Source organism: Leptospira chreensis, from assembly GCF_016919165.1.
Lineage (GTDB): Bacteria > Spirochaetota > Leptospiria > Leptospirales > Leptospiraceae > Leptospira_A > Leptospira_A chreensis.
Map to the genome: position 1 here is coordinate 1 of NZ_JAFFPS010000026.1, position 20,721 is coordinate 20,721.

The window sequence follows — 20,721 nt, forward strand, 5'->3', positions numbered from 1 at the left end:
AAGGCAGGTTTTAGTTTGGATTCTAAAAACAGTCGTTTGATATCATCACGTTTTAAATGAGATTTTTCAGTATCAAAGTTTGGTAGAAACTCAATGACTTTAGGTAGTCCTGATGTATGCCGTAGTAGGTGACCGATCGTAACTTTGGAATAGGGAAACCATTTTAAATGTTTTGATACTGGATCTATTAAAGATATTTTTTTTTCTTCTTCTAGTATATGAATCGCAAAGGAAGTAAAAGTTTTGGTAGATTCACCTAACGGAAAATTGTGTTTTTTGTAAAGTTGGGATCGTTTTCTTTTTTTACCAACATAGATGGTTTCTCGAAAAAGGATGTTGTCATCTTGTGAGATAAGGACAACACCTTGAAAACCTTCTTGTTTGATTTTTCTTCGGATCTTTTCTTTGGTTTCTTCTGAAAAAGAACCGATTCCGGGTTCCGTGCAGCTGGCGAAACAGAAACTGAAAAGAACCCCAATGAGTATCGGAAAACGCATAGTTTTTTTAAAGTCTTAGCCTCTTTGGATTAGACTTGGATGGTATCCAACAGGTGCCTCAAATCCTAAAAGATCCATCATCGTTGCTGCAACATTAGCAAGGCCTTTCTCTTCTATGTTTTGATTGAGTTTGATTTTTCCTTTCGGATCATAAAGAACAAATTGGACAGGGTTCAGTGTATGACTTGTTTTCGGAACAGGTTTTCCATCTTTGGATGTCTCTGCCGTTCCTTTTTTTGTAAGTTGGTACATCTCGTCTGCATTTCCGTGATCGGCGGTAATACATAAAACAGTTCCAGTTTCATCACAGATTTTTTTGACTCTCTCTAAACATACATCCAGATACTCCAATCCACGGACGGTAGCATCCATATTTCCCGTATGTCCCACCATATCTCCGTTAGCGTAATTGACTCGCAAGAAAGGAAACTTGTGAGAAGTTAATGCAAGCACTAGATTGTCTGTAATTTCTTTTGCTTTCATTTCTGGTTTTTGGTCAAAGGGAATGATATCTGATTTTACTTCTTCGTATGTTTCCAGAGTTTGATTGAAATATCCAGAGCGGTTCCCATTCCAAAAAAAAGTTACATGTCCGTATTTTTGGGTTTCCGAGAGAGCATACTGAGCGACACCTTCATTGGCAAAGTATTCACCCATGGTTCGATCGATAGTGGGTGGAGCAACTAAGTATTGTTTGGGGATGAATAGGTCTCCATCGTATTGCATCATTCCTGCAAATTCAACTTTGGGAAATCGTTTTCTGTTGAAGTTGGTTAAAGAATCTTCTGTAAAGGCTCTTGAGATTTCTATGGAGCGGTCCCCACGAAAATTAAAAAACACGACTGCATCATTGTCTTCTACTTTACCAACGGGTTTCCCATGATCACCGATCACAAATCCTGGTAGATACTGATCAATGACCGATGGGTTTTCTTTTCGGAAAGTTTCAATGGCTTCTTTTGCCGATGGAAAGATGCGACCTTCTCCTTCGACATGGTGGTTCCAACCTCTTTCCACCATAGACCAATCAGCATCATAACGATCCATAGTGAGTTCCATTCGGCCACCACCGGAGGCAATAAGAATGTCGATTCCTTGTTTTCGATAGGAATCCAAATACTCTTCAAAAGGATTTAAATAGTCTAACGCTGATTTTTCGGGAACATCCCTTCCATCTAGAAGGATATGGAGTCGTATCTTTTTAATGTCTTCTTTGATGGCATTGTCTATCATTGCCTTGAGATGATCGATATGGCTATGAACATTTCCATCAGAGAACAATCCAAGAAAATGAAATGTAGATTGGTGGGACTTACAATTGGAAATAAACTTCTTCCAAATGGGACCTGCAAACAAACTACCATTCTCAATCGATTGGGATACTAACTTGGCTCCTTGATCAAAAATCCTTCCGGAACCCAGAACATTATGACCTACTTCCGAATTTCCCATATCATCATCACTAGGCATTCCAACTGCAGTTCCATGTGCTTTTAATAAAACGGTGGGATGAGTTTTCCAAAGTCCCTTTAAGACAGGCATTTGGGCCTTGGCAACGGCGTTTCCGTTTTCATATCCTTTTTCTGTAAACCCAACTCCATCTAAGACGATGAGTAAAACTTGTTTGGTGAGTGAACCATTTGGATTTTTTTTAAGAGTTAACATAAATTAGATTCCCCTGTCTTTTTCCACTTTGAGATTTATTGAAGATTTTGCAACTGGAAGATATCGAAAGGTGTTAGTTCGACGGAACTGGGTATGGGATTGAGAAGGACGTTCCCCAAATTAGAATCATACACATAAATTCCTGGCCTTGTGAAATCCGTAGACCCAACCAAGAGTTTCCCTTCACTGGTTAAAAGTAAACCCGAGAGACTAATCCCAACATTACCTGGAATTTGTAAGAGAATTCCCAGTCGTTCGCCGGTTCGTGGACGAAAGGCTTGGACTGTTTTGGTAAATCCTGAATCAAGGACTGCTGCAAATCCCAATTCTTCATTTTTGATTTGAAAGGCGAGGATGTCCCCCCCTGCAGTTTCCTCTGCAAAGAGACGATTGGGATGGAATTGACGAGTGCTCAAACGAAAAGCAATGATTCCCGCATCGATTTGTGAAATGAAACCAACTCGCCCCACACATGAGAACACCAAATAAGGTTCCCCAAACAAATTTACTTTTTGGATTTTGGAACTTGGATTTCTGTAAGGAAGAGTATAAACAGTTCTAATTTGGTTTAGATCCATATCTATCTCTACAAGATAAGAATCAGAGTTAGGTGGTAAATATCCCGATACATCATTTCGATCCAATCGTTGTAACAATATAAATAAACTAGATCCATCCTGAACCATATAAGAAGATTCTACAGAACTATCCGGAATTCCAGAAGTTGAATACGTTTCTCTAAGCGAAGTAAAAGAAACTCCTCCCAATTTTGTTCCATTCGCTCTAGAATAAATGGCCAATTCATCGGAATTATAAAGACTCACAAAATATTTGTCATTCCAAACGGAAATGTCTTGAGGATTTTTTCCTTGTCCAACACTAAACTCTTGTTCGGTGAGAAATCCTAGTTGAGGGTTTAATACTTGAATGCTATCGCGATTCAATCGATTGACGATGAACACTCTATCGTTAGTATACCTTCCCACCGCATCGGAATGGATTGGAATTGAAGTAGGGAAAGTGGTAAACGAGTTTGGTTCAAAAGTTTTGAACCGTCCACCACTTGCAAAATCGGAAGTGACAACACCTACAGAAGTGGGAGATGCCGATAAAAATAAAAACTGAAACAGGCTCGGTTTCTCAATTTCCAATTGAGCACATTGCAAATGGAAACCAATAGAAAGTATGGTGAATGCATAAACGAAATAGGAATGGTTTGGTTTGTGGGAAGTTTGAGGGTAGTTCCTGGCGGGTAATAAACGTAACGCGTATATTGCCCGAAGGGGTTTGTAAGCGTAGGTCGTATATCTTACTGCGAATAACCGCATTGCGTATATTACCCGAAGGGGTTGATAAACGTAGGTCGTATATCTTACTGCGAATAACCGTATTGCGTATATAGTCCCCTGATCCCAGGAAGCGATGGATTCAATTTTTTTTCTGTTCATTAGAACCTATAACTCCCTGTAAAATAGTAACTGCGGCCGGGTAGTGGATATCCTACTAAATCTTCCACTCGTTTATCTGATAGATTACGAACTTCAAATCCTAAAATCAATTCGTTTCCTGTTTCTAAATTTTTATAAGGTATGTATTGGATATAAAGGTTCCAAAACTGTCTAGCGGGCAAATAACCTAAATATTCATTGGTTCGGTCTCTGAAATTGGCGCCAATGTATTGGTATTCCAATCCAATTTCTCCAAAATCTTTGAAGAAGGCAAGTAAGGCACTGCCCTGGCTTTTGGAGCGCAAGGGAAGGTATTTGCCATTTAACGCCGGTGATTCGGAGTAGTTTTTTGCATCTTGGTATGTATAGTTAAAATTAAATTTAACTCCTTTATTCCAAATCACATTGTGGCTTGTTTCTAAACCGCGAATGAGGGCTTGGTCAACGTTTTCAGGCCTCAGTGTGAATTGGGAATTTGGCAAAAACAAAATCATATCATAAATTCGTTTTTGAAAAATGGAAATATCTGATTGTATTTTCCAGTTGGTAAATGGTTTTGCGTGTAGATAAAATCCAAAATCGCCGTTTCTACTTTGTTCTGGTCTTAACTTGGTATTTCCGACAATACTTCCACGTTCACCAAATAACTCTAAAAAGGTGGGGATTCGAAAGTCTTTGCTAATATTCGCAAGGGATCCAAACTCCAAATTTTCTTTTTTGATCCAAACAATTTTAATCCCAAAACTGGGATTAGTGAATGCGTGTTTTACATAAAAAACATCACTGAGTGGATCCAGTAGTTGGTTGCGAACACTGGATTCATCTTTACCAAACCTGTCTGTATATCGTTCCCATCGAATCTGAGGGACTAGAAAAAGTCGGTTGGAAAAAAGTCTAATTTCATCTTGGAAGGTGGCAGTTAAAGTGTCCCGACGTTTTTTTGGTTCTTTCCTTTCGGTTTCATGGTTATAACGTTTTTCATATCTAGTAAAAAACTCTTGTTCCGTTTGAAAGGAAGTTCGAATCACTTGATTGTATTCTAGTAAATATAAAGTCGGTGTTAGTTGGAATCCATATTGGTTTGTTTTGGTAAATGAGTTAGGAGTTCCATAACTAAATTCAGATTTTGGATCGAAAAAATCATCTTTGGAAAAATTTCCGTAAGTTTTTGTTTCGAGTGTGAGGTTCTGCAATAGAAATTCATTTGTTTCTGTTGTGATGGCAGAAGAGAGTTTACTAAACACACGTTCGACGGCAACGGTCTGTCTGTTTCCTGGACCGGGTAACCCTTGTTTTCTATGAATGTAATCGTTTAGTAAATTGACTTTGGTTTTTCCGAATTCTAATGAGATGTTTCCAGTGAATCCTGTTTTTCTAAATTGAGCATTCCTTCGAGTATCAATCGTATCGTCGTAAGTATTAAATAAAACAGTTCCTTTGTTGTTGAGATAACTAAAGTTTTGATCCGAAGTTTCTTGGAGTGCCTGCACAAAATACGAACCACCAGCAAATTGGTCCATATGGGTAACACTAGCTTTGGCAGTTTTAAAACTTCCGCCCATCAAATTGATTCGAGTGACAGGTTTATCAATTTTTGATTTGGAAACTAAATTGATAGAACCTCCAATCGAAGATCCAGAAAATCCAGCAGGGGTCCCCGATTTATAAATTTCAATTTTTTCTAAATTATCAAAGGGTAGGTCGGCTAAATTGATTTCGCCACCCATAGAGTTATTGATGGGAACACCATTCCAATAGATTTTTGTTTGGTTGGGATTGGTTCCTCGCAAAGAAAGTGTGGAATAAGAACCAAGGCCTCCGTATTGCCTGACCCGAACACCCGCTTCTCGGTTCAATACATCAGGCAAACTCATGTAACGTGTGTTTGTTTGCGTTAGATCAATTTCTTTTTGGAATCCAGTTGGGTTTTTTGCAAAATTAGAATTTTTTGACTGGTTATTTACACCTGCTCGAATCTCTACTTCCTTTATTTCTTTGTTTTGTGCGAGTAAACTAAGAGGGCCAAAACTGAGACAAATGAGAATCGATAATTTAAAATTAGAAAGCATGGAGGCCGTATTTTCTCGGTACCTACCAAACTGAAACATGAAAATTGAGTGTCAATTCCCTAAAGGAAAAAAGCATTGTCCCCATGAAGCATTACGACGTATTCGGCGTAGGGAACGCCCTGGTAGATATTATTGCCTTTATTGATCCCAATTTTTTACAAAAACAAAATATCACCAAGGGTGTGATGACTCTTGTGGATGAATCCAGACAAGGTCAAATTCTTGCCGATTTACACGATGAAAAGAAAGAACTTCGCTCTGGTGGAAGTGCTGCGAACACTATGATCGCAATTGCAAACTCTGGTGGAACATGTTGTTATACGGGAAAAGTCACTCACGATACCTATGGTGAGTTTTATAAAAAGGACATGGAAGACGCAGGTGTTTTGTTTGAAACCACTCCTGATGCAAACGGTCACACTGGCACTTGTGTTGTGTTAACCACTCCCGATGCGGAAAGAACCATGCTTACCAACCTTGCTATTTCCACTTCCCTTGGCCCAAATGATATCGATGTCGAAAACTTAAAAAAAAGCAAATTTGTTTATGTGGAAGGTTATTTGTGGGATGGAGATTCTACAAAAAAAGCAAGCGAACTCACAATGAAAATTGCTAAGGAAAACAATGTAAAGGTTTCCTTTACTTATAGTGATCCTTTTTGTGTAAATCGTTCCCGAGATGAATTTATCCATCTAACAAAAGAATATGTAGATGTTGTTTTTTGTAACACAGAAGAAGGTTTAGCTCTCAGTGGAGCAAAAACTCCAGAAGACGCTGTAGAATTTATATCCAAACTTTGTCCTTTAGTGTTTATGACTGCAGGAAAAGAGGGTGCATACGTAGCTGAAAACGGAGTTGTTACTTTAGTTCCTGGTTTTCCTGTAAAACCAATTGATACAACAGGAGCGGGTGATGCCTTTGCTGCTGGAGTATTGTATGGACTGACCCAAGGTTACTCTGCACAAAAATCAGCACGTTGGGGTAACTATGTTGCTTCTCGTATTGTTTGTGAAGTAGGTCCTCGTTTGTCTGTTCGCCTAATGGGAAGACAAGACGAAATTTTAGACGGGTTCAAAGACAAATAACAACGACTGCTATTTTTTCGAATCTTCCCAAAGGGTTTGGATTTTATCAGCAATCTCCAGAGGGGCAAAGGGTTTTTCAATCACACCGATGCCTCCTCTTTTTTGGTATTCCAGAATTTCATTTTTTAAAACACGAGATGTCATAAAGGCAACAGGAATCGCTTTGGTTTCTGGAAAAATTTTTAATTCTTCGATCAGTTCCATTCCATTCATACCAGGCATCAGTACATCTAATAAGATCAAGTCGGGTTGTAAAATGATGGCTTTTTGTAATCCTTCCGGACCGGTTTTTGCAAAACTTACCTGGTAGGGTGAGTTGAATTCCAAAGCAATTCGTAGTATCTCCACTATATCTTCTTCGTCTTCAACGATTAACACATGTTTTAAGGTAGGTTCTGTCATTGGTTGTACCCAGAAGGAACGGCTCCAGGTTTGATTATGGGAAATTCAATGGTAAAAACAGTTCCTTTGTCATCAGAAGTAAAAAATATTTTACCTTTCATTGCTTCAACAAAACCTTTTGTGATCGATAATCCAAGTCCTGATCCACCGACTAGTTTATCTTTTGGTGGTGCCCCTTGCGCAAACCGATGAAACAATCTAGGCGCAAAATTGGGATCAATTCCTGGACCATTGTCTTTAATCAAAATTTGTGCATGATTGTCTTTCGGAACTACAGTAATATACACTTCTGAAAATTTAGGTGTGTATTTCACTGCATTGGAAATAAGATTGGTGATACAATGATTTAGTCGGTCTTCATCCACATAGACTGAGGTGGATGGAAAGTTTTGATCATAGTTTAATAAAACATGGTATTGTTCGGCAAAAGTTCTCATTCCATCTACAGAACTTTGTAAGATTTCTTCTAACCGATAGGTTCGAAATTTGAAATTAATATTCCCTGAATCTAAAGCTTCGATGTCGAGTAGGTCTGTGACAAACCGAACGAGTCTTTGTGTATTTTTTCTGCAGATATTGAGTAGAGATTTAGTTTGGTTGGAGAGCTCCCCTGCAACACCTGCAAGCAGTAAGTCAATTGATCCTTTAATGGAAGTGAGTGGAGTTCGTAATTCGTGACTCACCAAACTGATGAATTCATTTTTTAGGGCTTCAGCCTTTTTACGTTCGGTGATATTACGAACGATTGCGAGTATTTCTTCCTCGCCAGTTTTAGTGAACCGAGCTTCAAAGTATTTTTCGCCATCGTAATCTTCGATGGAATATTCGTAAGTTTTTGTTCCACCAATTTCTAATACTTGTTCTAAGAGGGATTCAATTTCAGAAAGTTTTTTTGTAGGAAATAGATTTTCGATTCTTGTGAGTCGAATCTCCCTTTCTTCCTGAAGGGAATCCCAACCTTTAAAATCGGGAAATTCCTTGTGGTCAATCACGGATCCATCTTTATGAATTCCGTACAGTTTGTCCGGTAGAGAACTTAAGATAGCTTTGTTTTTAATAAGGACTTGGCTGTAATTGTCCTTCGCATTTTTTTCGGATGTAACTTCGGTTGCAATGACAATAGTGAAATTTTCCTGAGGGAAAACCTGTGTATCAAACCATCCTTTGGATTCCAAAAAGAATTCACCATACCGGAATGTTTCCTTATTTTTGATGGCTTGTGTTAATTTTTTACCAAATTCGGTAACATCTAGGTTCGGGAACAAATTCCAAATGCTCCGCCCGACCATTTCGCTTGCTGATTTTTCTACCATCGCTTCCGCGGCAGAATTCACATAGGTGTAAATATCATCCTTGTCCAAGATAAAGACGGCATCCGAGCGGGTTTCCAATATTTTGTGCAGGTATTGTGGTACAAATTTGTGCCAATTCTGTTGCAGAAGTTGCTTTGCATCAAAAAAGCTGTCTTCATCCTTGAAAAAGCTTTTGATTTTTTCCAGAAATTCATTCATAGGTGCAGGTATACTAAAACTAAACCAGAGTTATGATTCAAGTCAGCAATTTATCAAAATTTTACGGCGAAAAACGAGCCATTTCAGGGCTCAATTTTAAATTAGAAAAAGGCGAAATAGTCGGTCTTTTGGGGCTTAACGGCGCCGGGAAAACCACTACCATTCGAATCCTCACTGGGTATTTGATTCCGAGTGCGGGGGATGCATCCATTGATGGAAAGTCCATCTTTGACTTTCCTTTGGAAGCCAAACAGAAAATAGGTTATCTTCCCGAAACTCCTCCTCTCTACGAGGACATGACAATCACAGAGTATCTTACTTTTGTGGGTCGGATCAAAAAAATTGAGGACAAAAAACTTGGTTCTGAGATCGAAAAGGTAATTTCTAAAACAAACCTTGCGGCTGTTAAAGATAAGTTGATTGGAACTTTATCTCTTGGGTTTCGCAAACGAGTGGGAATTGCACAGGCAATCCTTGGAGATCCGGAGATTGTCATTATGGATGAACCCATATCAGGCCTTGATCCCAAACAAATTGTCGAAATTCGAAATTTAATTCGTAGTTTGGCGGGGGATCATACCGTTCTCATTTCCAGTCATATCCTTACTGAGATCTATAAAACCTGTGATAAGTTTTTATTTTTACACAAAGGAAGTCTCAAACAGGAACTTTCTTTGTCTCGTTTAGAAGAAGAAATGAATCGACTTGCCGGATGGGAAGTAGGTCTTTCTGGAAAGGGTGTCGACGAACTTCATACCTTCGTGAAATCAGTGATTGGCGATGGCGATAGTGTGGCTGAACTCGGGGTCAATAAAGAAGAAATTCAATTTTTGGTGAAAACGATTCATCCTAAACAATTTAAAGAATCTTTATTTTCTAAAGCTTTGGCTTCTGGAATTCAAATTGAATCTTTAAAAAAACAAGAAGTGTCTTTAGAACAGATTTTTATGGAGAGAATATGAACTGGCAAACGGCTGTTTGGATCTATAAAAAAGAATTACGATTATTTTTTGGAACTTATATGGGTCCCTTGGTTCTTGGGGGAACAGCATTTCTCAATGCACTTTTCGTAATGATTTTAAATTTTAACGGGACTGCAAATTATGAAATTGCAACCTATATCACTTTCATTTCTTTTATGACAACAATTCTCATTGCAATGGTGATCATTTCTATGGGATCGATTGTGGAAGAAAGAAACAAAGGAACTTTGGAATTACTTTTTACTTCCCCCATTACCGATTTGGAGATTGTATTTGGTAAATTTCTATTTGGTGTCACCGTTTGTGGGATCATCACCATCTTTATCAATGGATTGTTTCCTTTACTTCTTTATTCTTTTTGGAAGGCTCCGTTTTATATGGTGGCTTCTGGAAGTGTAGGCGTATTTTTGTTAGGTGTATTTACTTTTACAATTGGGATGTTTGGATCCAGTCTTGGTAAAAACCAAATGATCTCTCTTTTGATATCGGTTCTTATCATTTTGACACTTTGGGTGGTTGGATATTTTTCCCACTTATTCCAGGCGACAACAAGAAAGGTTCTCTTTCACTTACATATATTTTCACACTTTGCTGCCTTTGCAAAGGGTGTGGTTCCATTGACTGGAATTGTGTTTTTCCTAAGCGGAACATTTTTGTTCTTATATCTTACCGTAAAGGTCTTGGAATCCAGGAGATGGAGGGGATAGACCATGTTTTTAACAGCAGATCGAGTTTTACCATTTATTAGTTTACTTTCACTTTTCGCCTATTTCCTGTTTGATGGAATGGTCGTAGATCCCAAAAAAAGAATTCTCTTTTTTGGAGTGATCTTTTTATTTTTAGCATCAGATACCATCGTTCGTGCCTTTTCCAAAGGATTGCGAAAGGAAGATCAGAACCGTTACATTGCCGCCGGTTTTGGAATTGGAGCCTTTTTATTATCGGTGTTACGTGATTTCTTAGATTTGAAACCGGTAGCTGGATTCAACGAAGAAGTCAGTGCGATCCCAAAAGTTCGAGAATTCCTATTACTTTGTGTGGTTTTATTATCCATCGTATTTTTACTCCAAATCATTTTACTGGAGATTGGAAAATCTTCTTTGGAAGCACAGAGTAACTTAGCAAAATCCAAAAGTTCTCTATTACAAAATGCTGTTTTAGGATTTTTGTTTGTTCTGCCGATTTTAGTGGCAGTTAATTATTTTGCGATCAAACGAAACTATAACTTTGATTTGAGTAGCCAGGGTAAATTTTCCCTTTCGCAAATTTCAAGAAACCTAATCAAACCAATTGCAAAAGATGTCACCATCACTGCGTTTTACCCGCGTCCTCTTGAAGCGGATGGACCAGCCAACGGTGATAAACTAGCAGCCTTTGCACTCACACGAGTTCGTCCCGATATTGAAATCCTTTTGGATCAAATCAAAGCAGAAAATTCACATATAACTGTCCAGTTCATCAATGCAGATGTGGAAGTGGATTTACTCAAAGAATTTGGACAGGTTTCGAATGGAACCATCTTTGTTCGTTCCCAAAAACAATCTTTATTGGCGTCCGGAACTCCTTTTGCGGAAGAAAGAGTCATTGCTAAAGAAACAAAAGATTTGGAAGATCTAGAACGTAAGTTAGTGGGTGCACTACTCAATGTTACGACCGAACAGAAAAAAGTTTATTTTACCGTTTCTAATGGTGAAAGATATGGAATGTCTTTTAAAGCCCTGCCAAACGAACAAGTGAACCGATTTGTTTCTTCTTTACAGTTTCTCAATTTTAAAGTAGCGGAGCTCGGATTTGGTCAAGGTTGGCCATCAAAATTGCCAGAAGATGCCGAAATGCTTGTGGTTCTTGGACCGACCGTTCCTTTCTCTAAAGAAGCCAAAGAAGAACTTCGCAAATTTGTTTTAGAGAAAAATGGAAAACTTCTCATCACTATGGAACCGAAGGGAAATGAAGACTTTTCTTGGTTACTTGCCTCCGCTGGCCTTAAATACAAAACTTCGCAGTTAATCGAAAGAGAAGAAAAACCAGGGTTTATTGTGGCAAAACGATTCCCTGATCATAGACTTACCGATTTACTGCAGAAAAAAGATATGGGGATTTTGTTTCCTTATAGTGGTTATTTAGAAACGGATGCCACCATTCCATCTCCTTATGCATTTAAATCGGAAACTTTACTGGAGTCTGGGTTTGAAGCCTATACCGATGAAAATGGGAATGGGAAATTGGATTCCAATGAAAAGAAAGAAAGTAAAATCCTCTCCATTGTGCTCACACCTACCTCTCTCACCAATGAAAAATCAGGAAAAATCATTTTACATTCAGGAACATCTTGGGTGACAGATCAGTTCATTCCGTACGCGATGAACTCTCAGTTCTCTACCGTGTCCATTACTGGTTTGTTCCAAGATGTAGCGGTTGCAGAAATTCCCTTAAAAAAAGAAGAACTTGATACCATTTCTCTCTCCGACAATCAAAAGTTAGTTGCTTGGGTGATTGGAGTGTTTTTGTTCCCGGGATTCATTCTGGCTGTTGGATCCTACTTTGTATATTCTAGAAGAAAGAGTTCCATGATTGAAGTATGAAACAGAGAATTAGTTTAGTTGTTTTAGCTTTTGTTGGTCTGTTTGCCCTTTTCTATTGGATGGAAGACCATCCTGAAAATATTTCAGAAACGAATTATTGGAAAGAAGATTGGAAGTCCATCCAATACATCCCACCCAAAGCCGATTGGTGTGGGACTTTGGAGCCAAAGTTTGCAGAAGAGACTATGGTTTTTCGCAAATTTTCTCGCGGTTGGAACCAAACACCATTGTACACGGTGACTTCTACAAAAAATGGAAAACTCGTTTCTTATGAAGCCAATTACAATGTAAAAAATAGTTTTTCGGAACTGAGTGTTCTCAAAACAAAATTGATCGAAAAGGCAACAGAAGACATCCAAACGACCTATTGTTTAGGGGAGAGTTCTCCTTCGTTAAGTTTGTCGGAAGAGAATGCTCCTACGATTGAATTTTCAAAAGACAAACAATTGTTTTTCGGTAAAAAAATTGGCTCGGATGAAGGTCGTGTCTCTGTTTTGGTTCATGACGAAGTCATTGCTCCGTATAACTATTTGATTGAAAAATTCCGCACTCCTGCCACCAGCTTTCGCGAGAAGATGTATGTAACCTTTAGCAATGGTTATCTGAAAGAACTTTCCTTTTCTGGCCAAGTGATTACGGTAAAGGCAGAAAACCGAGCCAAAAAGAACCAATACAATGTCTATGTGAATGATTGGAGTCGCACCACGGGAGAACGGATTGTTTTGCCACCGGATGTGGGAAACCAATGGGAATCCGTTACCAAAGGTTTGAAGGTAGAATTCTATTCTGATGAAGAGGGTGCGCCTAAGTTTCCGGAAGATTCTCTCACACAAAACCCGGAAGCCGTTTTGGATCTGGTCCAATCGGAAGGAATCAAATACCGCCTTTCTTTTTATTCGTTATGGGAATCTGATTCGGGAAAATGGAGGCCGGTGCGCCGCGAACTCCTTCCCTATTTTTCAGAGACTGTCACTTGGATCAAAGAAGAATCCTTCCAAAATCTGGTGAATGCTGTCATGAAAGTGAAAAATGCTTCCCGGTACGAGCGTCCCAACCAGAAAATCCAATAAGGTGCAAAAAGTTTCTACAGTCGCATCTCGGATGGAAATGATCCGAGATTTATTCTATTCTCCCATGTCCGCCTTCGAATCCTATTATCACAAAACGGATTTGGGAGGACGTGATTTATGGTTGGCTCATCTCCAACTCATCCTTCTCGCACCGATTGCCAAATTTTTTGGTAACCTTTTGCAAATCCTTTTGTTCAAAGTCTCCACAGTCGATGAAGAGACTAGACTTACCTACACACAAGGGATGGGGACTTTATTCTTTTTTTATATAGGATGTTATGTGCTTGTTCGGCTTGTGGATAGTTTTCGGATGTATCACCAGATGCGTGACCGAACCAAAGATTGGGAAGGTCCCGAACCTCATGTATTTATGATTTCTTTTTTGCCGTTTACAGCGACGGCAATCTTTTGGATTTTCCCAGCGCCAATCCCCTTGTTTGCGTTAGGTATTGGGTTTCTTTATTCCTTACATTTAGCGTATTATTATTTATCTCATAGAAGAGAATGGACCTCCTTTGATTTTTTGTTTTTCCTGATGAAGGTAGTTTTGTTTTTTTTAGTCCTTATTTCTGTTCCTTTATTTCTCTACAACCTGGTTAGGACGGTACTCTTTTGAAAATCTTTATGGTCGGCATTGGTGGGATTGCTATGGGCAATTTGGCTTATATGCTCAAACAACAAGGTCATGATGTATCTGGTTCGGATCAAAATCTTTATCCGCCGATGTCTGATAAATTGGTAGAGTGGGGCCTTTCACCTAAATCTGGTTATCGTAAAGAAAATGTAAAAGGATCTGATTTAGTTATCATTGGAAATGCGATCTCTCGCGGAAATCCTGAAGTAGAAGAAGTTCTGAATACCGGAATGGAATACATGAGTATGGCCCAAGCGATTGGAACCTTTTTTCTAAAAGGGAAAAAACCCATTGTGATCTCAGGTACTCACGGAAAAACCACTACCACTTTTTTGACCCATTGGATTTTGGAATCCATCGGATTGAAGCCGGGCCTCTTTGTGGGCGGGATTCGTAAAGATGGATATCCCGGATTTGCGATGGGAGAAGGGGATTATTTTGTCATCGAAGGGGATGAATATGATTCTGCTTTCTTTGATAAAAGTTCCAAGTTTTTACACTACAGACCCTACTACTTGGCGATGAATGCTCTCGACTTTGACCATGCTGATATTTTTGCAGACTTAAATGCAATTAAAACCATGTTCAAACGCCTGTTAAATTTAGTTCCAGGTCGCGGTAAGGTTTTTTATTGGAAGGGTTCCAAAAACCTCGTAGAGATTACCAAAGAATACAAACATGCACCTGTAGAATCTTTTGATTTAGGTGATAAAAACTCCATTTTTAAATACGAAAAAGGTGTTTTGTCTGAAATCAGAACTAAAGCCAAATTAAAACCATCTCTCATTGGTTCACATAACTATCGCAATGTGGAAGTCGCGGTGCGTATTTGTTTGGAGATTGCTCCTCAAAAAAGAAAAGAAATATTGGAAGCGGTTGTTTCCTTTCCTGGGGTCAAACGTAGACAAGAAAATCTTTTTGTTTCCAACATGAGTTTGCTTGTAGAGGACTTTGCTCACCATCCTGTGGCTATCCAAGAAACCATCAAAGCCCACAAGGAAGCTTATCCCGGATATAAAATCATTTCTCTCTTTGAACCAAGAAGTGCCACTTCTCATAGAAATGTATTCCAAGATGATTTTGCTAAATGTTTTAAAGGAAGTGATGTGAGTATTGTTACCGAAGTCTACCAAGTAGACAAGGTAAACAAATCCCTTCGCCTGAATGTCAAAAAGCTGGTGAAAGATATCGCAAACAATACAAAGAAAGAAGCTTTGTATGCACAAGATCCCAAAGAAATTCCTACTCTCTTAAAAAAGATTCTACCAAAATTCCAAAAAGATAAAGTCATCATCCTTGCCATGTCGAATGGTGCCTTTGGTGGAATTTATCCTGAATTAAAATCATTAATCCAATTGCGAGAAACTGTATGAGCCTATCCCAAGAAATCGAATCTTTAGTTAAAGAGGCCGAGTCTGTTTTAACTTCTGCAACTTCAGAACAAGAATTGGATTCTTTCAAAAATCAGTTCCTCGGTAAAAAAGGAAAACTCACTTCTGTTTTAAAAGGCCTGGCTTCCCTTTCTGTCGAAGAGAAAAAAACAGTCGGAAAACAAGCGAACGAAGCACAAAGTAAACTCGAGAGTTTTGTGGAAACAAAACGTTCTTCTTTAAAAGAAAGTTTTTATGAAAACGAACTTGGCCAAGAATTTTTTGATAGTTTGCGCCCGCTTGCTTCTAAAGAAAGAGGGAGCCTTCATCCCATTTCTCAAATTCAATACGAAATCGAAGATATCTTTACTTCCATGGGATTTTCAGTCATGGATGGACCGGAAGTAGAAACCGATGAAAACAATTTCGGTGCTCTAAACTTTACCGAAGACCATCCAGCCCGTGATATGCAAGATACCTTTTACACAGAAGACGGAAACTTACTCAGAACTCATACTTCCGCCATTCAGGTTCGTGCCCTTCGCAAACTAAAACCTCCGTTTCGTATCATTGCACCTGGTCGTGTGTTTCGTTATGAAGAAGTGGACGCCTCCCATGAAAATACTTTCTACCAAGTAGAAGGGATGGTGGTGGGTGAAAATATTTCTGTGGCTCATTTGATTTATACTATGGAAACACTTCTTTCTCGTGTGTTTCGTAAAGAAATCAAAACAAGATTACGTCCAGGTTACTTTCCTTTTGTGGAGCCTGGTTTTGAACTCGATATCAATTGTTTGGTTTGTAGTGGGGATGGTTGCAGTGTATGCAAACATTCTGGTTGGTTGGAACTTTTGCCATGCGGACTCGTACATCCGAACGTTCTCGAATCGGCAGGACTTGATTCTAAAAAATGGACTGGGTTTGCCTTTGGTCTAGGCCTTGACCGGCTTGTCATGATGCGCTACGGAATTCATGACATCCGTTATTTCCAATCGGGGAATCTTAGATTTTTAAAGCAGTTTTAACCTAGTAAAACTGCTTGGATCTTTCCGTCTTTCTCTTGGAACTCCACTTTTGATTTTCCAAGATCCAGTCCTTCTTTCGATACAATCTCTGATCCATCTTTTGCAAAAAGATTGGTAAGAACCATCTCTCCATTTTCCTTTCTCGAACAGACAATGAGATACGGAGGTTTTTTCTCACCCCCCGGATTGAAGTAGATGGTGCTTGCGGTAAGGATAGTGGCTTTTTCTCCCGCTTTGGGATTTGGAACATTCACTTCCAATGGTTTTAAAGCCAAGGGTTCTCGTGCACTTAATTCAGATTTGTCTTTGGCAAAAAGAACAACAGTGTTGATACTATCAATCCCACCGTTTCCTCCCAGTAAACTTACCTTAGGTGGACTTGCGAGTCTTTCAGGAATGGGATCCACAGCAAGACCATATTGGCTTGCGATATCAATGAGTCCTGTGGCACCAGAAAGGGCCATGGCTGCTTGGTAGTTCAAAATTCCTCCCCCTAAATTGATCGGAATCTCTTTGGTGCCATTGGAGATTTTACCTTTGCGAAGGGATGTGGCTGTATCTTTTGGGGAGACTCCAAAATACAATCCTGCTTCATGGATGATCATTCCTGTAAAACAATCATAAATCCAAGCGTATTCAATATCAGATCGTTTGAGGCCGGAGGAGGCCACGGCTCTTTCACAAGCAAGGGCTGCCGGGCTTTTTAAATCTTTCTTTTGGATGAAGTATTCTGCATGAGCACTGTGCCCTGAACCCACCAAATACACATGTGGAGATTCTTTTTTAATGATTTTATTATCGATTAACTTCTGTTTCATGAATTCAGAAGTGACGAGAGTGGCAAATCCATGATCGGTAACAATCGCAATCATCGGTGTGCTATACACACCAGACAATGGTTTCTTTAACTGTTTTTCATTGATTGGTTTTTGGTATTGAAAGGCACGGGGATTGGTTTCCGCCAAACTTCGAAAGTGTTTAGTGATTTCTTCTAAATCTTCACTGGTCACTTCTGTATCAAACATCATTCTTTCACATAACAAAGAATAAAGTCCAATCAGTGTGGCCCCATAAGGCATTTCCCATTCTTTATGGCATACTGTGGCTGTGAGTCTTTTTAAGTCTGATACTTGTTTGAATACTGATTTGGGAACATCGGCCGCCGCCACAAGAACCACAGCATAGGGGTTGGCTTTCACAATCGTATGTGCTTGCCCGATGGTACCACCCACACTCGCTCCACCTAAATCTACTGTATGACAAGCGAGGCCACCAAATCCTAAATCGTTTGCATCTTTGACAGTGAATCCATACCCTTCGCGACCGAGAGACTGGGCTTCAATGGAAACAAAATCGGTGAGATAAGGGGCGATCTTAGAACGATCCGTTCCGAGAAATCCAAAAAGTTTGTCTACGGAACGGAAAAGTAGGGAATGATATTTTTCTAAAGGAGAAAGGTTTTTATAAACTTCCGAATCAAATTCCGATTCGATGGTGTCACTGACACCGAGTAAAATTGGGTCCATTCACCAAAGTAGAATTAACCTTCCATATTCATCAACGCATTCATTCGAAAATCTTGTATGATTTGTTTGCAGCGTTCAGTAATTCGAGTGAGGCTTTCTCCAAATTTTTTACCGTTAAAGGCATTAAACGCATTCGGATAGTCCTTATCATTGACTTGGACAATCATATCAGGATTGATTCTGTTTTTACTGACCAAATCTTGGACAGCCACAGTAATATTTCGTAAGGCAATACATCCATCTTTCAAAAGGTTTTGGGAGGCTTTCTCAATCACAATATTGTTACCATTGGCATCGAGTAAGGTTTTGATAAACTCTTGCATCTTCATCGAAGGAAGACCACGTCTTGTCATTCCAATTCGTTCCACCTGCAAAACAGCATCTTGTAAAAAAGAATACTCAGGGGTTCCTTTGAAGATATAAATAAGTACAGGAAGTTCTATTTCCGTAAAATCCAACATAGCACCGTAGAAATACCTTGTTTCTACTTTTGCGAGTGGATGAAAATCCACCTTCTTATAATTGGCTAACTTCTCAATGGACTCATCCATAATCCGATTTAGCGTTTGTGCTTTGGCGGCTTCTTTTTTCGCAGCCAGTTCTTGGAATTTAGATTTTAATTGTTCGAGGAAGGTGACTTCTTCGGTTAGAAACTTTGTGATGTTTCCACGAAGTTTGAGAACTTGTAAATATCTTTGTTCGAATCCTGTTTGATCAAAGGCTTTGGGATTCAATTTTCCGTGTTCTTGGTATTCCGATCTGATTTTTTCTAATATTGCTTTTGTTTCTGCTTCCGACAGTTCTTTCATTTCGATTGTTTCCAGTTTTCTATATCAAGTATGGTTTTATCCAAATCTTGTGCAAAATAAAGGGATGCATTTTTGGCATCAACATACATTAACTGATTTGCATATTGTAATTGTTTGACCTGAATTTCATTTTTCAGATTCAAAATATTCAATAATTGCAAACTTTGTTTTTTGAGTTCTTTTACTATTGTATCGGAATGTCTTTGCATTTCAAACAGATGGAGTCTGTGCAATTTTTCCTTATCCGATTCAATAAATTTCATTTCTTCCCTTTTTTCTGCAGGTGCTTTCGAGATATAATAAGTAATTGGACGAGGATATGATGTCATTTCTTTATGAAGGTCGACCATTTTATCAATACCTTCAAACACGGTTGCTTCCATTTCTCTGGCAAAGTTTCCAACGATGTTTTTATTTTCCGAAGGATCCCCTGTCAGTTCAAAGATTCTGGAGGATTGTAAGTTGCGAATGATGGCAGTGATTCGTTCTTTATAAGTGGCTAATAATTTGAGAAAGTCCTCAATACTCTGGTATGCCGTTTTTTCTTCCGAGTCTGACCCTACTTGCAAGTTGGGTTCCGCCTTCTCTATTTCTTCGGCCTCTTTCGGACTCGGTAAATCCGGAGTGTTGAGAAGGCCTTCATGGGAAAGTGGTTGTTTGATTGGCTGAAGAGGTGGTGGTGTTTCTCCATCAAATATATCTAAATCCACATCTTCTCGCATTAGATTTTCTTCTGGCAGAGCGCTTTGTCTTTCTTTTTGAGTTTCCAGAGGTCTTTCCGTTGGATTCGGTTGTGTTGGGCTTTGCGTTCCCACTAACTTGCCTAAGATGGGATTTGATTTTAGACTTTCCGAGATTTGAGTTGTCGGTTGAGGGTTTGTCTGTGTGGAAGTAGGACTGATTGATGGGTTTGGATTTGCCGAAGGAATTGGAGTTTCCTTTGCTAACGCGGGAGACGGCGGAACCACTTCAAAATGGTTGCCAATTAGTTTTAAAATCTCAATTCTACGAGTTTCTTTATTAAAACGGAGAGCATAACGGTTGTTATCTTTATCAATATATCTTTGTTGGATTTGGGAAATTGATAATTTAATGGGATCAATTTCTGAAATGGAATCAATTTTTATATAGTGGTATTTTGATTTTTCAGGAGTCACAGTCGTAAAATTTCCAACAAAGCTTCTGTGAAAGCATACGAGAGTAATACGTTCGGGTCAACTTCCTTCTCCCGAGAAATCAAAGTTAAGGTAAAAAAATCGTACCGACTCAGTTCCATTCGTTGATAATGACCTGATTCTCGTTTTTCAAAGCTTCCTGGTTCCATTCCCTCTACTTTTAAGGACAATATAGCCATTTTCGTGACAAGACCTAGATCCAAATTTCTTTGTTTTAGGATTTCATAAAGTTCGGAATCGATCCAAATGAGAATGGGGAACATGGGTTTCTCCTAAGAAAATGGGTTTCCGGTCACTGGATTTGGTTCCTGTTTTTTTCTCTTTCGCCTTGACCGGCAGAGTGGTACTCAAAAGATAAGTAAAAATTCCTCGTAGGGGACATTCCTTGGCTAATTTAAAATCATCTAAAAAAGACATTCGCAGAACCGCTCGTAGAAAAGCACGAAATGGTGAGGACCGCACTGAATTGCGTACTTATGCTCGCCTTCTCATCAAAGCAATTAAATCTGGAGACAAAACAGAAGCACTCACTGTATTCTCAAAACTTGCTTCCAAATTGGACAGAGCTGCAAAAACAAAACTCATTCATAAGAAAAATGCGGATCGTAAAAAATCACGTATGGCACTTCGTATCAACTCCATCGGGGCAAAAGCCGCCTAACATTTGCTTTTAGCTAGAAGGAATGAGGCCACCAATGGTGGCCTTTTTTATTTCTAAATCTTATTTACAAAAATCTCCACTCCGGTTCACTGGTCATAACAACGGGCGATTAGCTCAGCTGGGAGAGCAGCTGCCTTACAAGCAGCGGGTCGGCAGTTCAATCCTGTCATCGCCCAAACCGTTTTTCTTTTTATCTTCACTTTTATTCC

19 protein-coding genes and 1 tRNA gene are annotated in these 20,721 nt (G+C 39.1%); 10 read left to right on the plus strand and 10 right to left on the minus strand.

What is annotated here, in order from left to right; translation table 11 throughout:
* The 4 genes from JWG41_RS07435 to JWG41_RS07450 all read right to left on the minus strand — a co-directional run.
* Window positions 1-497 (minus strand): serine hydrolase domain-containing protein (locus JWG41_RS07435; protein WP_205269300.1); only part of this gene is annotated, 497 nt, incomplete at its 3' end.
* A 15-nt stretch (window positions 498-512) separates the two neighbouring features.
* Entirely contained in the window at window positions 513-2,162 is a 1,650-nt protein-coding gene (gene gpmI, locus JWG41_RS07440; RefSeq protein WP_205269301.1) for a 2,3-bisphosphoglycerate-independent phosphoglycerate mutase, read from the minus strand.
* Between the two features lie 35 nt (window positions 2,163-2,197).
* Complete coding sequence (locus tag JWG41_RS07445) at window positions 2,198-3,490, minus strand: hypothetical protein (RefSeq protein WP_232373851.1); 1,293 nt, start codon at window positions 3,488-3,490, stop codon at window positions 2,198-2,200.
* Between the two features lie 119 nt (window positions 3,491-3,609).
* Window positions 3,610-5,679, minus strand: a complete 2,070-nt coding sequence (locus JWG41_RS07450; protein WP_205269302.1) for a TonB-dependent receptor — start codon at window positions 5,677-5,679, stop codon at window positions 3,610-3,612.
* Between the two features lie 83 nt (window positions 5,680-5,762).
* Here JWG41_RS07450 and JWG41_RS07455 point away from each other — a divergent pair, with 83 nt between their 5' ends.
* Entirely contained in the window at window positions 5,763-6,764 is a 1,002-nt protein-coding gene (locus JWG41_RS07455) for an adenosine kinase (RefSeq protein ID WP_205269303.1), read from the plus strand.
* Between the two features lie 9 nt (window positions 6,765-6,773).
* Here JWG41_RS07455 and JWG41_RS07460 read toward each other — a convergent pair whose 3' ends face one another.
* Complete coding sequence (locus JWG41_RS07460) at window positions 6,774-7,166, minus strand: response regulator (protein WP_205269304.1); 393 nt, start codon at window positions 7,164-7,166, stop codon at window positions 6,774-6,776.
* The gene (locus JWG41_RS07465) at window positions 7,163-8,677 is read right to left on the minus strand and encodes a PAS domain-containing sensor histidine kinase (protein WP_205269305.1); all 1,515 of its coding nucleotides are present in this window, start codon (window positions 8,675-8,677) and stop codon (window positions 7,163-7,165) included. The genes JWG41_RS07460 and JWG41_RS07465 overlap by 4 nt, the downstream gene beginning before the upstream one ends.
* A 32-nt stretch (window positions 8,678-8,709) precedes the next feature.
* Between JWG41_RS07465 and JWG41_RS07470 the strand changes: the two genes are divergently transcribed.
* From JWG41_RS07470 to pheS, 7 genes are read left to right on the plus strand one after another with little or no spacing between them, the layout of a single operon-like run.
* Window positions 8,710-9,639, plus strand: coding sequence for an ABC transporter ATP-binding protein (locus tag JWG41_RS07470; RefSeq protein WP_205269306.1), 930 nt, complete (start codon window positions 8,710-8,712; stop codon window positions 9,637-9,639).
* Complete coding sequence (locus tag JWG41_RS07475) at window positions 9,636-10,367, plus strand: ABC transporter permease (RefSeq protein WP_205269307.1); 732 nt, start codon at window positions 9,636-9,638, stop codon at window positions 10,365-10,367. Before JWG41_RS07470 ends, JWG41_RS07475 begins: the two co-directional genes overlap by 4 nt.
* Before the next feature lie 3 nt (window positions 10,368-10,370).
* Window positions 10,371-12,242 carry a motility-associated ABC transporter substrate-binding family protein gene (locus JWG41_RS07480; RefSeq protein ID WP_205269308.1) on the plus strand — a complete coding sequence of 624 codons (1,872 nt, stop codon included), beginning with the start codon at window positions 10,371-10,373 and terminating at the stop codon, window positions 12,240-12,242.
* Window positions 12,239-13,312 carry a hypothetical protein gene (locus tag JWG41_RS07485; RefSeq protein WP_205269309.1) on the plus strand — a complete coding sequence of 358 codons (1,074 nt, stop codon included), beginning with the start codon at window positions 12,239-12,241 and terminating at the stop codon, window positions 13,310-13,312. The genes JWG41_RS07480 and JWG41_RS07485 overlap by 4 nt, the downstream gene beginning before the upstream one ends.
* Before the next feature lies 1 nt (window position 13,313).
* Window positions 13,314-13,928, plus strand: coding sequence for a hypothetical protein (locus tag JWG41_RS07490; protein ID WP_205269310.1), 615 nt, complete (start codon window positions 13,314-13,316; stop codon window positions 13,926-13,928).
* The gene (locus tag JWG41_RS07495) at window positions 13,925-15,319 is read left to right on the plus strand and encodes a UDP-N-acetylmuramate--L-alanine ligase (RefSeq protein ID WP_205269311.1); all 1,395 of its coding nucleotides are present in this window, start codon (window positions 13,925-13,927) and stop codon (window positions 15,317-15,319) included. Before JWG41_RS07490 ends, JWG41_RS07495 begins: the two co-directional genes overlap by 4 nt.
* On the plus strand, window positions 15,316-16,341 hold the full coding sequence (gene pheS / locus JWG41_RS07500; RefSeq protein WP_205269312.1) for a phenylalanine--tRNA ligase subunit alpha: 1,026 nt from the start codon (window positions 15,316-15,318) through the stop codon (window positions 16,339-16,341). The genes JWG41_RS07495 and pheS overlap by 4 nt, the downstream gene beginning before the upstream one ends.
* On the opposite strand, the gene JWG41_RS07505 is transcribed toward pheS, so the two are convergent.
* Genes JWG41_RS07505 through JWG41_RS07520 form a run of 4 tightly spaced genes read right to left on the minus strand, consistent with a single transcriptional unit; the run spans window position 16,338 to window position 20,114 of the window.
* Complete coding sequence (locus tag JWG41_RS07505; RefSeq protein ID WP_205269313.1) at window positions 16,338-17,867, minus strand: thiolase C-terminal domain-containing protein; 1,530 nt, start codon at window positions 17,865-17,867, stop codon at window positions 16,338-16,340. The genes pheS and JWG41_RS07505 overlap by 4 nt on opposite strands.
* A 14-nt stretch (window positions 17,868-17,881) precedes the next feature.
* Window positions 17,882-18,676 carry a hypothetical protein gene (locus JWG41_RS07510; protein WP_205269314.1) on the minus strand — a complete coding sequence of 265 codons (795 nt, stop codon included), beginning with the start codon at window positions 18,674-18,676 and terminating at the stop codon, window positions 17,882-17,884.
* Window positions 18,673-19,833: an LIC_10450 family protein gene (locus JWG41_RS07515; RefSeq protein ID WP_205269315.1), complete on the minus strand. Its 1,161-nt coding sequence runs from the start codon at window positions 19,831-19,833 to the stop codon at window positions 18,673-18,675. The genes JWG41_RS07510 and JWG41_RS07515 overlap by 4 nt, the downstream gene beginning before the upstream one ends.
* Complete coding sequence (locus JWG41_RS07520; RefSeq protein WP_205269316.1) at window positions 19,830-20,114, minus strand: hypothetical protein; 285 nt, start codon at window positions 20,112-20,114, stop codon at window positions 19,830-19,832. Before JWG41_RS07520 ends, JWG41_RS07515 begins: the two co-directional genes overlap by 4 nt.
* 122 nt (window positions 20,115-20,236) lie before the next feature.
* Here JWG41_RS07520 and rpsT point away from each other — a divergent pair, with 122 nt between their 5' ends.
* Together rpsT and JWG41_RS07530 are read left to right on the plus strand one after the other, a co-directional pair.
* On the plus strand, window positions 20,237-20,512 hold the full coding sequence (gene rpsT, locus JWG41_RS07525; RefSeq protein ID WP_205269317.1) for a 30S ribosomal protein S20: 276 nt from the start codon (window positions 20,237-20,239) through the stop codon (window positions 20,510-20,512).
* A gap of 103 nt (window positions 20,513-20,615) precedes the next feature.
* Window positions 20,616-20,688, plus strand: a tRNA-Val gene (locus JWG41_RS07530).
* Window positions 20,689-20,721 lie beyond the last annotated feature (33 nt).

Bases quoted from the DNA above. Each gene is read 5' to 3' on its own strand.
- gpmI (WP_205269301.1), bottom strand. From the start codon at position 2,162: ATGTTAACTCTTAAAAAAAATCCAAATGGTTCACTCACCAAACAAGTT.
- JWG41_RS07445 (WP_232373851.1), bottom strand. From the start codon at position 3,490: ATGCGGTTATTCGCAGTAAGATATACGACCTACGCTTACAAACCCCTT.
- JWG41_RS07450 (WP_205269302.1), bottom strand. From the start codon at position 5,679: ATGCTTTCTAATTTTAAATTATCGATTCTCATTTGTCTCAGTTTTGGC.
- JWG41_RS07455 (WP_205269303.1), top strand. From the start codon at position 5,763: ATGAAGCATTACGACGTATTCGGCGTAGGGAACGCCCTGGTAGATATT.
- JWG41_RS07460 (WP_205269304.1), bottom strand. From the start codon at position 7,166: ATGACAGAACCTACCTTAAAACATGTGTTAATCGTTGAAGACGAAGAA.
- JWG41_RS07465 (WP_205269305.1), bottom strand. From the start codon at position 8,677: ATGAATGAATTTCTGGAAAAAATCAAAAGCTTTTTCAAGGATGAAGAC.
- JWG41_RS07470 (WP_205269306.1), top strand. From the start codon at position 8,710: ATGATTCAAGTCAGCAATTTATCAAAATTTTACGGCGAAAAACGAGCC.
- JWG41_RS07475 (WP_205269307.1), top strand. From the start codon at position 9,636: ATGAACTGGCAAACGGCTGTTTGGATCTATAAAAAAGAATTACGATTA.
- JWG41_RS07480 (WP_205269308.1), top strand. From the start codon at position 10,371: ATGTTTTTAACAGCAGATCGAGTTTTACCATTTATTAGTTTACTTTCA.
- JWG41_RS07485 (WP_205269309.1), top strand. From the start codon at position 12,239: ATGAAACAGAGAATTAGTTTAGTTGTTTTAGCTTTTGTTGGTCTGTTT.
- pheS (WP_205269312.1), top strand. From the start codon at position 15,316: ATGAGCCTATCCCAAGAAATCGAATCTTTAGTTAAAGAGGCCGAGTCT.
- JWG41_RS07505 (WP_205269313.1), bottom strand. From the start codon at position 17,867: ATGGACCCAATTTTACTCGGTGTCAGTGACACCATCGAATCGGAATTT.
- JWG41_RS07510 (WP_205269314.1), bottom strand. From the start codon at position 18,676: ATGAAAGAACTGTCGGAAGCAGAAACAAAAGCAATATTAGAAAAAATC.
- JWG41_RS07520 (WP_205269316.1), bottom strand. From the start codon at position 20,114: ATGTTCCCCATTCTCATTTGGATCGATTCCGAACTTTATGAAATCCTA.